The 12,320-nt window shown below is 61.6% G+C and carries 10 protein-coding genes; 6 read left to right on the top strand and 4 right to left on the bottom strand.

Features of this window, described 5'->3' with window-relative positions; all coding sequences use genetic code 11:
* The first annotated feature begins 46 nt into the window (after positions 1–46).
* From PspS04_RS10700 to PspS04_RS10715, 4 genes are all read left to right on the top strand, one after another.
* Positions 47–1,495 (top strand): aldehyde dehydrogenase, encoded by a 1,449-nt coding sequence (locus PspS04_RS10700; RefSeq protein WP_159995102.1) that lies wholly within the window; start codon positions 47–49, stop codon positions 1,493–1,495.
* 149 nt (positions 1,496–1,644) lie between these two features.
* The gene (locus PspS04_RS10705) at positions 1,645–3,528 is read left to right on the top strand and encodes a feruloyl-CoA synthase (protein WP_159995104.1); all 1,884 of its coding nucleotides are present in this window, start codon (positions 1,645–1,647) and stop codon (positions 3,526–3,528) included.
* Between the two features lie 8 nt (positions 3,529–3,536).
* The gene (locus PspS04_RS10710) at positions 3,537–4,778 is read left to right on the top strand and encodes a thiolase family protein (protein ID WP_159998786.1); all 1,242 of its coding nucleotides are present in this window, start codon (positions 3,537–3,539) and stop codon (positions 4,776–4,778) included.
* Positions 4,779–4,839: 61 nt separating this feature from the next.
* Positions 4,840–6,594: an acyl-CoA dehydrogenase family protein gene (locus PspS04_RS10715; RefSeq protein WP_159995106.1), complete on the top strand. Its 1,755-nt coding sequence runs from the start codon at positions 4,840–4,842 to the stop codon at positions 6,592–6,594.
* A 6-nt stretch (positions 6,595–6,600) separates the two neighbouring features.
* Here PspS04_RS10715 and PspS04_RS10720 read toward each other — a convergent pair whose 3' ends face one another.
* A complete protein-coding gene (locus PspS04_RS10720; protein WP_159995108.1) occupies positions 6,601–7,677 on the bottom strand; it encodes an aromatic ring-hydroxylating dioxygenase subunit alpha in 1,077 nt (358 codons plus the stop codon).
* A 40-nt stretch (positions 7,678–7,717) separates the two neighbouring features.
* The gene (locus PspS04_RS10725; RefSeq protein ID WP_159995110.1) at positions 7,718–8,671 is read right to left on the bottom strand and encodes a PDR/VanB family oxidoreductase; all 954 of its coding nucleotides are present in this window, start codon (positions 8,669–8,671) and stop codon (positions 7,718–7,720) included.
* Between the two features lie 272 nt (positions 8,672–8,943).
* Here PspS04_RS10725 and PspS04_RS10730 point away from each other — a divergent pair, with 272 nt between their 5' ends.
* Entirely contained in the window at positions 8,944–9,414 is a 471-nt protein-coding gene (locus tag PspS04_RS10730) for a MarR family winged helix-turn-helix transcriptional regulator (RefSeq protein ID WP_159995112.1), read from the top strand.
* 137 nt (positions 9,415–9,551) lie between these two features.
* Positions 9,552–10,487 carry a LysR family transcriptional regulator gene (locus PspS04_RS10735; RefSeq protein WP_159995114.1) on the top strand — a complete coding sequence of 312 codons (936 nt, stop codon included), beginning with the start codon at positions 9,552–9,554 and terminating at the stop codon, positions 10,485–10,487.
* On the opposite strand, the gene PspS04_RS10740 is transcribed toward PspS04_RS10735, so the two are convergent.
* The gene (locus tag PspS04_RS10740; protein ID WP_159998788.1) at positions 10,472–10,918 is read right to left on the bottom strand and encodes a GlcG/HbpS family heme-binding protein; all 447 of its coding nucleotides are present in this window, start codon (positions 10,916–10,918) and stop codon (positions 10,472–10,474) included. The two genes, PspS04_RS10735 and PspS04_RS10740, sit on opposite strands and share 16 nt — an antisense overlap.
* Before the next feature lie 11 nt (positions 10,919–10,929).
* On the bottom strand, positions 10,930–12,279 hold the full coding sequence (locus tag PspS04_RS10745; RefSeq protein ID WP_159995116.1) for a metal-dependent hydrolase family protein: 1,350 nt from the start codon (positions 12,277–12,279) through the stop codon (positions 10,930–10,932).
* Between the last annotated feature and the right edge of the window lie 41 nt (positions 12,280–12,320).

The following is a 12,320-nucleotide window of genomic DNA, read 5'->3' on the forward strand; positions in this document are numbered from 1 at the left end:
CCTCGTTCCTACGTATTCCCGACAAAGACTATAAAGAGGAATCACCATGCTGGACGTGCCCCTGCTGATTGGCGGCCAGTCGTGCCCCGCCCGCGACGGTCGAACCTTCGAACGCCGTAACCCGGTGACTGGCGAGTTGGTGTCGCGGGTCGCCGCCGCTACCCTGGAAGATGCCGACGCCGCGGTGGCCGCTGCGCAGAAGGCGTTTCCCGTCTGGGCTGCCCTGGCCCCCAATGAACGCCGGAGCCGTTTGCTCAAGGCGGCGGAGCAATTGCAGGCACGCAGTGCCGAGTTCATCGAGGCGGCCGGCGAAACCGGCGCCATGGCCAACTGGTACGCGTTCAACGTGCGGCTGGCGGCCAACATGCTGCGTGAAGCGGCGTCGATGACCACGCAGATCAATGGCGAAGTCATCCCCTCGGATGTGCCTGGCAGTTTCGCCATGGCCCTGCGCCAACCCTGCGGCGTCGTCTTGGGTATCGCTCCCTGGAACGCCCCGGTGATTCTCGCCACCCGCGCGATCGCCATGCCATTGGCGTGCGGCAACACCGTGGTGCTCAAGGCCTCCGAGCTCAGTCCTGCGGTGCATCGCCTGATCGGTCAGGTATTGCAAGACGCCGGCCTGGGCGATGGCGTGGTCAATGTGATCAGCAACGCACCTGAGGATGCCGCGGCGATTGTCGAGCGGCTGATCGCCAACCCGGCGATACGCCGGGTCAATTTCACCGGATCGACCCATGTCGGACGTATCGTCGGTGAACTCGCCGCGCGCCACCTCAAGCCGGCGTTGCTGGAACTGGGCGGCAAGGCACCGTTGCTGGTGCTCGACGATGCCGACCTGGACGCCGCGGTAGAGGCGGCCGCCTTTGGCGCTTATTTCAACCAGGGGCAGATCTGCATGTCCACCGAGCGGCTGATCGTCGATGCCAAGGTTGCCGATGCCTTTGTCGACAAGTTGGCGGCCAAGGTCGCCACCCTGCGCGCGGGAGACCCTGCGGCTGCGGAGTCGGTGCTCGGTTCGCTGGTGGACGCAAGCGCCGGAACGCGCATCAAGGGCTTGATCGACGATGCCCTGGCCAAGGGCGCGCGGCTGGTGGTCGGCGGGCAACTGGACGGCAGCATCTTGCAGCCGACCCTGCTCGACGGCGTCAACGCAAGCATGCGCCTGTACCGCGAGGAGTCGTTCGGACCGGTGGCCGTGTTGCTGCGCGGTGACGGGGATGAAGCACTTCTGCACTTGGCCAACGACTCCGAGTTTGGTTTGTCGGCGGCGATTTTCAGCCGCGATAGCGGGCGTGCCCTGGCCTTGGCCCAACGGGTCGAGTCGGGCATCTGTCATATCAACGGCCCGACCGTGCACGACGAGGCGCAGATGCCCTTTGGCGGGGTCAAGTCCAGCGGCTACGGAAGTTTCGGTGGCAAGGCATCCATCGAGCACTTCACCCAGTTGCGTTGGGTCACCTTGCAGAATGGACCGCGGCACTACCCGATCTGAACAGGCGGGCATTGGCTTCCCCCGCAAGTCAAATGCCCGTGTGCAAGGCCGAAATAACAATAACAAGGCTGCAGCCAACGGCTGCCACGCTATCGCTGAGTCGCCTGTGTGTGGCTTGGGTTTAGCGTGCCTCGACGGAGAAGAAACAGGTGAGTTCCGAATTCAGTTTGCAACCCCATGTCCAAGCCAGCGCACCGCGCTATCGCCACGTGTCCATCGGTTGCGCGGCGGTCGAGGTTACCGAGCAGCACGGCGTATTGCACATGCGCTCCCTCGAACCGTTGGCCGAGATGCCCAGGCGGTTGCTCGACCGTCTGGTGCATTGGGCCCAGGTGCGTCCCGAGCAGACCTTTATCGCCGCCCGCCAGGACGACGGTGAATGGCGTCGGGTGAGTTACGCGCAAATGCTCGCCAGTGTCCGGGCTATCGCCCAATGCCTGCTGGGCCATGGCCTTTCGGCTGACAAACCCCTGGTGCTGCTTTCGGGTAATGACATCGAGCATTTGCAAGTCGCCTTCGGTGCCATGTATGCGGGCATTCCCTACTGCCCGGTATCGCCAGCCTATTCGCTGCTGTCCCAGGACTTCTCCAAGCTGCGCCACGTGTGCGACCTGCTGCAACCAGGCCTGGTGTTCGTCAGTGATGCCCCGGCGTACCAGCGCGCCATCGAGGCTGTGCTGCCGGCCGATACACCACTGATCAGCGTCCGTGGCCAGGTCGCGGGCCGCCGCCAGGTGAGCTTTTCCAGCCTGCTTGAGCAACCGGGCGGCGCCGAGGCTGAAGCCGCTTTTGCCGCCACCGGCCCGGACAGCATCGCCAAGTTTCTGTTCACTTCCGGCTCGACCAGGCTGCCCAAGGCCGTAATCACCACCCAGCGCATGCTCTGCGCCAACCAACAGATGTTGTTGCAGACTTTTCCAGTGTTCGGTCAAGAGCCTCCGGTGCTAGTGGATTGGCTGCCGTGGAACCACACGTTCGGCGGCAGCCATAACCTGGGCATCGTGCTCTACAACGGCGGCAGTTTTTACCTGGACGACGGCAAACCTACTGCTCAGGGCTTTGCCCAGACCCTGCGCAACCTCAAGGAGGTATCTCCCACTGCCTACCTGACCGTGCCCAAGGGTTGGGAAGAACTGGTCTCGGCCCTGGAACAGGACGCGGAGCTCCGGGAGTGTTTTTTCAAGCGCGTCAGCCTATTTTTCTTCGCCGCTGCCGGGCTGTCGCAAAGCGTCTGGGATCGCCTGGACCGGGTCGCCGAACAACACTGTGGCGAACGCATCCGGATGATGGCCGGGCTCGGCATGACCGAGGCCGCGCCTTCCTGCACCTTTACCACCGGGCCATTGTCCATGGCCGGTTATATCGGCTTGCCGGCGCCGGGTTGCGAGGTTCGGTTGGTACCCAAGGACGGCAAGCTGGAAGGGCGCTTCCGTGGGCCGCACATCATGCCCGGTTACTGGCGGTCACCGCAGCAGACCGCCGAGGTGTTCGACGAACAAGGCTTTTACTGCTCCGGGGATGCGCTCAAGCTGGCCAACGCGCATGACCCGCAACTGGGGCTGATGTTCGATGGGCGCATCGCCGAGGACTTCAAGCTGTCTTCAGGGGTGTTCGTCAGTGTCGGCCCGCTGCGCAATCGTGCGGTACTGGAGGGCTCGCCCTATGTCCAGGACCTGGTAGTGACCGCGCCGGATCGTCAATGCCTCGGCGCGCTGGTGTTCCCGAGATTGTACGAATGCCGACGCCTGGCGGGGCTGGCGGCCAGTGCCAGCGACGCCCAGGTGTTGGCAAGCGCGCCGGTACGCGAGTGGTTCGCCGATTGGTTGCAGCGGCTCAATCGCGAAGCCGGCGGCAATGCCAGTCGCCTGGAATGGATTGCCTTGCTCGACGAGCCGGCCTCCATTGATCGTGGGGAAATCACCGACAAGGGCTCGATCAATCAGCGTGCGGTGTTGCAGTGGCGCGCGGAGCAGGTCGAGGCCCTGTATCGCGGGCTCGATCCGACCATCCTGCGGGCCGGAGCGAAATCGTGAGCGAAGTGCTGAACACCGACGGGCAGTACTCGGCCTTTGCCGATGCAGCGATTTTCGATGCAGTGCGCACGCCGTGGGTGGACCTCGGTGGTGCACTGGCTGAAGTTTCGCCAATCGACCTGGGCATCAAGGTCGGGCGCGAAGTACTGGCTCGTGCGGGCGTCGATCCACTGGCGGTAGACAGCGTGCTGGCGGGCTCCATGGCCCAGGCCAGTTTCGATGCCTACCTGCTGCCACGGCATATCGGTCTGTATAGCGGCGTGGCGCAATCGGTTCCGGCACTGGGCGTACAGCGCATCTGTGCCACCGGATTCGAATTGCTGCGCCAGGCCGCCAGGCAACTGGATGACGGTGTGCAACTGGCGCTGTGCGTGGCCACCGAGTCGATGTCACGCAATCCGATTGCCGCCTATACCCATCGTGGCGGTTTCCGCCTTGGCGCCGAGGTACAGTTCAAGGACTTTCTCTGGGAAGCGTTGTACGACCCAGCGCCCGGGGTGGACATGATCGCCACTGCCGACAAGCTGGCACGGCGCTATGGGCTGAGTCGCGAAGCCGTGGACGTCTATGCCTGTGCCAGTCATCAGCAGGCGTTTGCAGCGCAGCAGACAGGGTGGCTGGCGCCGGAGATTGTTGCTGTGGCTCCACAGATCTTTGAACTTGAAGGCTATCAATCTCGCAGTATTCGCTTGCCGCGGGGCGTCGACTCAGTGAGTAAAGACAGCCACCCACGACCCGCAAATCTCGCCGCCCTGGCCCGGCTGCGCGCCGTGCACGAGGGCGGCGTACAAACCGCTGGAAACAGCTGTGCGGTAGCCGATGGTGCGGCGGCGGCGCTGGTCGGACCTGCTTCGGCTAGCCGCGGCACACCGTTAGCCTTGCTGCGGGCCAGCGCGGTGGTGGGAGTGGCACCGGAGTTCATGGGGATCGGACCTGCACCGGCGATTCGTCTGTTGGTGCAGCGCAGCGGCTTGAGCCTGGATCAGATCGACAGGTTTGAAATCAATGAAGCCCAAGCCGCCCAGGTCCTCGCCGTGGCTCAGGAGTTGCAGCTGGACCGCTGCCGTCTCAACGTCCAGGGGGGCTCGCTGGCCCTCGGTCACCCGTTGGCTGCCAGTGGCCTGCGCCTGGTATTGACCCTGTCCCGGCAACTGCGCGAACACAACCTGCGCTATGGGATTGCCGCGGCCTGTGTCGGCGGCGGGCAGGGCATGGCCCTGCTGATCGAGAACCCGACCTGGCGCGCCTGAGGCATCAGTAGCCCGCCCGTAGCGACGGATGTCACCTGTTCACTACCCTATGAGGTTTCACATGTGGAGCTATCAGGCGCCCTTGCGCGATATGCAATTTGTTCTTGAACACTGGCTGCAGGCACCCGAAGCGTGGCGTCGGAGTTCGGTATTCGAGGCGCTGGATTTGCCGCTGGCCGTGCAGGTACTGGAGCAAGCTGGGCGTTTCAGCAGTGGCATCCTGGCGCCGTTAAACAGCATTGGCGATCGTCAGGGTTGCCGTTTGGCTGAGGGGCGGGTCACCACTGCGGATGGCTTTGCCGACGCGTATCGGGCCTATGTCGAAGGCGGTTGGCCGGCCCTGGCCTGTGCCGAGGCGCTGGGCGGACAAGGCTTGCCGCAAGTGCTCGACGCGGCGCTGCAAGAGATGCTTTACGCCAGTAACCACGCGTGGGCCATGTACACCGGCATCGTCCACGGCGCCTACCTGTGTTTGAAGACCCACGCAGCCGCTTGGCTGCAGGAGCGCTATCTTCCCGGGATAATCAGTGGCGAAACCTTGGCCACCATGTGCCTGACTGAGCCCCAGGCTGGCAGTGATGTAGGCCTGCTACGCTGTCGCGCCGAACCTCAGGACGACGGCAGTTATCGGCTCAGTGGCAGCAAGCTGTTTATCTCAGGCGGCGAGCACGACCTCACCAACAACATCCTGCATCTGGTGCTGGCTCGCGTGCCGGGAGCGCCAACCGGCAGCCAAGGGGTTTCGCTGTTCCTGGTGCCGAAGTTATTGAATCAAGGGCAGGCCAACGGCGTGGCCTGCGACGGTATCGAGCACAAGATGGGGATCAGGGGCAGTGCCACCTGTTCCCTGGTGTTCGAGACGGCCCAGGGCTGGTTGATTGGCGAGGTCAATCGTGGCTTGAAGGCGATGTTCGTGATGATGAACTCGGCACGTCTTCACGTAGGCCTGCAAGGCCTGGGGCACTGTGAAGCGGCCTGGCAGAACTGCCGTAGCTACGCCAGTCAACGCCAGCAGATGCGTGCACCGTCAAGACCGGCCGGGGTCGTGGCGCAGGCAGCCGACCCGATCCACTACCATCCGGCAATACGCCGCGTCCTGCTCGAGTTACGCGCCACCAGCGAAGGCATGCGCGCTATTGGCTATTGGGTCGCACACCTGTTGGACCAGGCCGAACATGACCCGCAGCTGCTGGCTCGGCAACAAGCCGGGCAACTGGCGCAACTGCTAACGCCGATCATTAAGGCGTTTTTCACCGAACAGGGTTTTCGCCAGGCCAGCAACGCCTTGCAGGTGTTTGGCGGTTACGGTTACGTCACCGAATTTGCCATCGAGCAAACCCTGCGCGACAGCCGTATCGCCATGATCTACGAAGGTAGCAACGAGATTCAGGCCAACGACCTGCTGCTACGCAAAGTACTGGGCGACCAGGGCCAGGCTTTCGACCTGTTGTTGGCGCAATTGCGCGAGGAGTCCAGGCTGGGCGCCGAAATGCCACAGTGCGCCGACTTTGCTGCACAACTGGTGAACCTGTGTAGTGCGCTTCACGTGCTGGTTGGCGAGGTGCGTGAGCGATCACTCGAAGATGTCGAGTACCCCTATCGAGCTGCAGGGAGTTTTCTTCAGCTATGCGGCCTGACCTTGCTAGCGCTGGCCTGGGCACGGGCGGCTCGGGTCTCGCGGCAATTGCCTGAAGACGATCCGCTGCGCGCCGTCAAACTGGAAACCGCCGGGTTCTTTTTCAGCTACCTGCTGCCCCAGGCCGAGCAGCACATGGCTGCGGTGCGTGGGGCGCGAGCAAGGTTGGCGTTTATTTAACTGGATTCAACGATTGGATTGGCGAAGTTGCTCGATGATTCGGCGGGCGCGATTGGCGCCGACATCAACGTGGATGTCGATCATCGGACGCGCACCGAACCGGCACATGTTCTGATACTGGGCTTCAATCACTTCCTTGTCTTCATCGAAGGTCAGGATAGTTTGCTCGACGACCTTGGCCTTGATGGTTTCTGGATCACTCGCCGGGTTGGTGGCAATGGTCCAGAAGTAGTGACTGGTGGTGTCGGTTTCCGGCGTTACGCCGTGGAACCCGCGCATGTGGAAGCCACCGCGATCGGGGTCGTCCAGCGAGTCGGTGCCGGCATCCACCGCGCCGGTCCAGATCCGCAGATGACTGACGTGAAATTCGATTTCCTGCCAACGGTCCACGTTGCCTTTGAAGGGGTAGGCGGCGGTGTAAGTGGGCGGTGGAACAGAGTCCGGCATATGGCGCACCACCCGTACGACGTTGTCTTCGCTTTCCACACTCATCCGCGCATTCATGTGGATGCTGGCGTTACCGCCGATGGTGCGCAGGTGGACATACCCCAAATGGCTCAAGTCCATGAGGTTGTCGTGGATCAGCTGATAGGGCGCGTTGTAGTGGTACACGTTGCCGTCGAACAGGTATTTGCCACTGCTGTGCACGGCGTAGGCCGGTGGCTCACACATAGGCTCAGGTTGTGCCTCGCTGCCAAACCAGATCCAGACGATCTGGTCCTGCTCACACACGTGATACGCCGGCACTTTGGCTTTGCTCGGGATCTTGTCCTGGCCCGGGATCTCGATGCATTTTCCATGGTCATCGAACAGCAGGCCGTGATAACCGCAACGAATGCCCATTGCTTCGAGCGTGCCGTTCGACAGGGGGAGTGCCCTGTGGCAACAGCGGTCCTCCAATGCCGCGACCTCGCCGTTGGCCTTGCGAAACAGCACCACTGGCTTGTTGAGTAATGTTCGGCCCACAGGTTTGTCCTTCAACTCCCAACCCAGGGCAGCGACGTACCACTGGTTGAGGGGAAAGCTGGGCAAGGCAGGTGCCGGAATTTCTTCGGCAAGGGTTTGGAGAGTGGAGGTGTTCATGGTGTTCTCCAGGAGGCACGGTTGATGTTGTTGTTTGAATTCACAGGTCGAGCACCAGGCGTGATGATCTGGCGCGGGAGCAGCAGGGGGTAAAACGATCGTTTGCGGCGTGTTCGGCCAGGGTCAGGAACTTGTCCCGGTGTTCGGGAATACCCTTGAGGATGCGGGTGACGCACGTACCGCAGACGCCTTGCTCGCAGGATGACTCGATCGCTATGCCGGCCTCGTCGAGTACTTCAAACACCGTACGTTCGGCAGGAATATGAAAAACCTGGCCACTGCTTGCCAGTTCAACTTCGAACGCTGCATTGGCGCCTTGATCGATAGGGGCGGCGGCGAAGAACTCTTTGTGTACCCGCTCCTGCGGCCACCCGCCGTTCTGCGCCGAATCGAGGATGTAGTTGATGAAACCGCTCGGCCCGCACACATACAGATGGGTGCCAGCCTGGCAGGGTGTGAGCAAGGCGCGTGCATCCAGCTTCTGCATCTGGGGGCCGCTGTCGTCATGAAGCTTTATGCGGTCGGCGAAAGGGGTTTGCTCGAGCATCGCGACGAACGCTGCACGCTCGCTCGAACGGAAGCAGTAGTGCAGCTCGAAATCTGCTCCTTGATGCGACAGCTCCCAGGCCATGGCCAGCATGGGTGTGATACCGATTCCACCACCAAATAGCAGGTGTCGCTTGGCTGAGCGATCAAGCGGGAACAGATTGCGCGGAGCGCTGATGGTGATTGTTTGCCCAGACTTAATCTGCTCGTGCATGGCCCTGGAGCCGCCCCGTGAGTTCGGGTCCTTGAGCACGCTGATCAGGTAGCGGTGACGTTCCTTGGGATCGTTGCACAAGGAGTACTGGCGGGTGAGGCCATCGGCAAGATGAATGTCGATGTGGGCACCGGCCTCGAACGCCGGCAGCGGGCTGCCGTGCGCGGCGCATAACTCGAAACTGCAGATGCCTTCGGCTTCGTCTGTTTTGCGGGTGACGTTGACTTGAAGCATGACCTGTCCCTCCACACTGAAGTGGCTGCTGAAAAAAAGCGTCGGTTAGAGCACTGGCCGGGGACGGGTCAGCCGGGTGCTGGCACGAGAAAGACGAAGGCGATGAGATTGAAAGGGTGCATGACCAAAACCTGATAATTATTTTTATGAGGCAGGGCGACGGCCTATCATGCAGCGAATCGCCCGTAATGTTCGGTTGAGAAATCCTCCGATTATTTAGTTGCGGTGTCAACCAATATTCCAAGGCCCCGCCGATCCAAGGTGTTCGCTCAATGTCCGCAGAATCCCAACTGAACCTGACGCGTTATGTCCCTGCACTGTTGAATTTTTTGTCCAACAAGCTCTCTGCAGGGGCATCGCAGTGCTATCGCAAACACTTCGGTATCGGTGTGGTCGAGTGGCGAATGCTCTCGATGCTTGCCGTGGAAAATGACATCACGGCCAATCGAATCTGCCAGACGATCGGTCTGGACAAGAGCGCGGTCAGTCGCTCACTCCAGTCCCTGGAAACGGCAGGGCACATTCGCAGCCAAGTCGATTCAACCGATGCGCGGCGCTACACCGTCAGCCTGACGGACAGCGGCAAAGCCTTGCATGAACGGGTATTGAAGGTGGCACTGGAACGCGAGCGGCGCCTGCTCAGCGGGCTCTCTGCCTCGGAAGTGGACACCCTCGTCGAGTTGTTGGGCCGGCTGCATTCGCAGGTCACCAACGTCAACGAGTACGACCCGCTAGACGCTTGAGTTCACACCCAATGCGCCTGCGCGCCAGGTATCGTGATTGACGATAGGTTGCATCCCTGAACTCGATTAGTCAGCCTCCCTCAGTCACGGCAGTCTGGCTGTCATCAGAAAACTCCAGGGTGCGAGACAGGTACAACATGCGTTATCGACGCCTTGACTTGAACCTGCTGGTCGCGCTGGAAGCCTTGTTGAGCGAAGGCAGCGTCAGCAGGGCCGCCGAGCGATTGTGCCTGGGTCAGTCGGCAACCAGTTCGGCACTCGGGCGTTTGCGCGAGCATTTCAATGATCCGTTGCTGGTCCAGGTAGGACGGCGATTGGAAGCCACGGCACTGGGGGTGGCGCTGCTTCCCAAAGTGCGTGAAGCATTGGCACTGACGCGTGAAATCATCGATGCACCGGTCAACTTCGAGCCGGCCGACTGTTATCGCAACTTCACGTTGGTGGCGTCCGACTACGTGGCTGGCGTGTTGTTGCCGGCAGTCAGCCTTGAATTGGCTCGAGTCGCACCTGGCGTTCGCTTGAGTCTGCGGGATTTGCCCGTACCGCGCGACGGTGATGTGGTCAGCGAAGCGCTCGATTATCGACGCAGTGACTATGTGATTGTTCCCAAGCGGCGCTTGAACCCGGCTTACCCTCATGTACCACTGATGAGTGACCAGCTCTGTTGCATCGTCTGCGCGCGGGAGCCGCAGTTCGCCGACGGATTAAGCCTGGCCGACTACTGCAGCGCCGAGCACGTGGTTCGCGAGTTTGCCGAGGGTCAAAACCTGGCGATGGATGCTGTGCATCTGCATGAGTTGGGTATTCAACGTCGAGTGGCGGTGGCCCTGGAAAGTTTTGTGCTGATGCCCGAGTTCATCGTAGGAACTGCGCGGATCGCCACGGTGTTTCGCCGACAGGCACAGCGCTTCGCTCAACATTATCCGCTGCGTATTCACCCTACACCGTTGGCATTTCCCGACGCTGTGCAGGTGCTGCAATGGCATCCCTATCAAGACCATGACCCGGCAATGGCGTGGTTCCGCGGCCTGCTATCGGAGCAGGCCGCGTTGCTTGATCAAAGTGCCAACTGATCACCGGTGTCCGCCACCAGTGCCGCCTGCTCAATAGCCTGCAAAGCGCATCGTTCGTCATTGTCCGAAGTGTCGCCGCTGACACCCACGGCCCCCAGAATCAGGCCCTCGGCATTGCGAATCAGCACGCCGCCGGCTGCGGGAATGACCTCGCCGCCGGTCAGGCTGTTGATGGCGTCGTAAAACGCCGGCATCGCCTGTGCGCGCCGGGCCAGTTCACGCCCGCCGAAACCCATTCCCAGGCAACCGCGGGCCTTGCCGGTGGCAATTTGTGGTCGCAGGAAACTGGCACTTTCATCACGCAAGACTGCCAGCGGATGACCTGCAGCATCCAGCACGGCGACGGCCAGTGGCTTGATGCCCGTTTCCCGGGCGATACGGATCGCGCTACTGGCGATATGGGTGGCGGTCATCAGGTCGAGGTGTTGCATCGTGTCGGTTCTCATTGCGCCCACTTGCCCAATTGGGTAACGCGGTCCCTGGTGTACAGGTCAGTCCATTTCAGCGAGTTGAAATCAGAAACCTGCTTGGGGTTGTAAGGGCTGCGCTCCATGCGCGCAGGTTGGCCTGCCTTGTACACGGCTTTAAGGCGAGAGCGGTCTTGCAGGATGCGGATGTCGTGCAGCGGCGAACCGTCGAGCAACAGGAAGTCCGCTTGCTTGCCCACTTCGAGGGTGCCGATGGTTTCACCGCGTGGCATGCAACGTGCGCCGACGGCCGTGGCGGCGTACAACGCTTCTGCGGGTGAGAAGCCCAGGCGAGTGACCAACAACTCCAGTTCACGGGCATGCCATTCGCCATAAGGCGTTACTGCAAAACCACTGTCACTGCCGCAGGCGAAAGGCACGCCCGCGGCTTTGGCACGCTTGAGCACCGCTGAACCGATTTCCAGGGTGCGGGCACAATAGCCGGCGTAACCGGTGCTGATGGCCGGATCGTGGGGCTGGCAGAAGTCCACGGTGTTTTGCGGGAAGGTCATGGTCGGCGCGAGGATGCTGCCGGCTTCGAGCAAGGCCTCGATGCATGCGTCGTCCATGTAGAAGGCATGGAACACCAGATCGACACCGGCGCGCGCGGCATACATCACCGCCTCTCGACCATAGGCATGGGTCGCTACTTTGCAGCCCAGGCGATGGGCTTCCTGGACCATTTCATAGGTTTCTTCTGCGGTGAACGCGGCGATGATTTCGCCATTCGAGCGGCGGTGAGTACCGTCCATGGCGATCTTGATAAGGTCGACGCCATCCTTGGCTTGTTTGCGGATTTGCGCCAATGCTTCACTGCGGCTGGTGACCAGGTGCGCGGTGAAATATTCCGGAGCGCCTACGCGGCTCGGGAACCAGTCGTTGAGGCTCTGTCGATTGGTGATGACCCGGCTGCTGGCGGCGATGCGCGGGCCCTCGAACAAGCCGGCCGCGATTGCAGTGCGCACCGCGATGCTGAGTTGGCCGCTATCGCCAGGGCAGACCATGCTGGTCACGCCAGCGGCCAGTACATGTTGGGCGAAGAACATGCCGCGCAGGGCGCGGAACTCGTCACTGGTCCAGATATCAATGTCTTCTTCGCTCTGCGCGTTGCCAAAGGCCAGGTGGGTGTGCACATCCACCAGGCCGGGCATGACAAAGTTATCGCCGGCGTCCAGCAGCGTGTCTCCCGGTTGTGGCTGCGGTGCAGCAGCGGTCGGGCCGACATATGACAGCAGGCCGTTTTCCACGACCAGGGTTTGCTGTTGACGGGTGTGCAGACCGGTTCCGTCGAACAGCGTCTGGCATTTCAGGTGCAGGGCGGGCATGGCAATTTCACTTTGCTGATTGTTATGCAAAGCGAAGCTAG

Origin of the sequence: Pseudomonas sp. S04, assembly GCF_009834545.1 — a bacterium.
Lineage (GTDB): Bacteria > Pseudomonadota > Gammaproteobacteria > Pseudomonadales > Pseudomonadaceae > Aquipseudomonas.

Coding starts and splice junctions, on each gene's coding strand:
- PspS04_RS10700 (WP_159995102.1), top strand. CDS start 47: ATGCTGGACGTGCCCCTGCTGATTGGCGGCCAGTCGTGCCCCGCCCGC.
- PspS04_RS10715 (WP_159995106.1), top strand. CDS start 4,840: ATGTGGAGCTATCAGGCGCCCTTGCGCGATATGCAATTTGTTCTTGAA.
- PspS04_RS10720 (WP_159995108.1), bottom strand. CDS start 7,677: ATGAACACCTCCACTCTCCAAACCCTTGCCGAAGAAATTCCGGCACCT.
- PspS04_RS10725 (WP_159995110.1), bottom strand. CDS start 8,671: ATGCTTCAAGTCAACGTCACCCGCAAAACAGACGAAGCCGAAGGCATC.
- PspS04_RS10730 (WP_159995112.1), top strand. CDS start 8,944: ATGTCCGCAGAATCCCAACTGAACCTGACGCGTTATGTCCCTGCACTG.
- PspS04_RS10735 (WP_159995114.1), top strand. CDS start 9,552: ATGCGTTATCGACGCCTTGACTTGAACCTGCTGGTCGCGCTGGAAGCC.
- PspS04_RS10740 (WP_159998788.1), bottom strand. CDS start 10,918: ATGCAACACCTCGACCTGATGACCGCCACCCATATCGCCAGTAGCGCG.
- PspS04_RS10745 (WP_159995116.1), bottom strand. CDS start 12,279: ATGCCCGCCCTGCACCTGAAATGCCAGACGCTGTTCGACGGAACCGGT.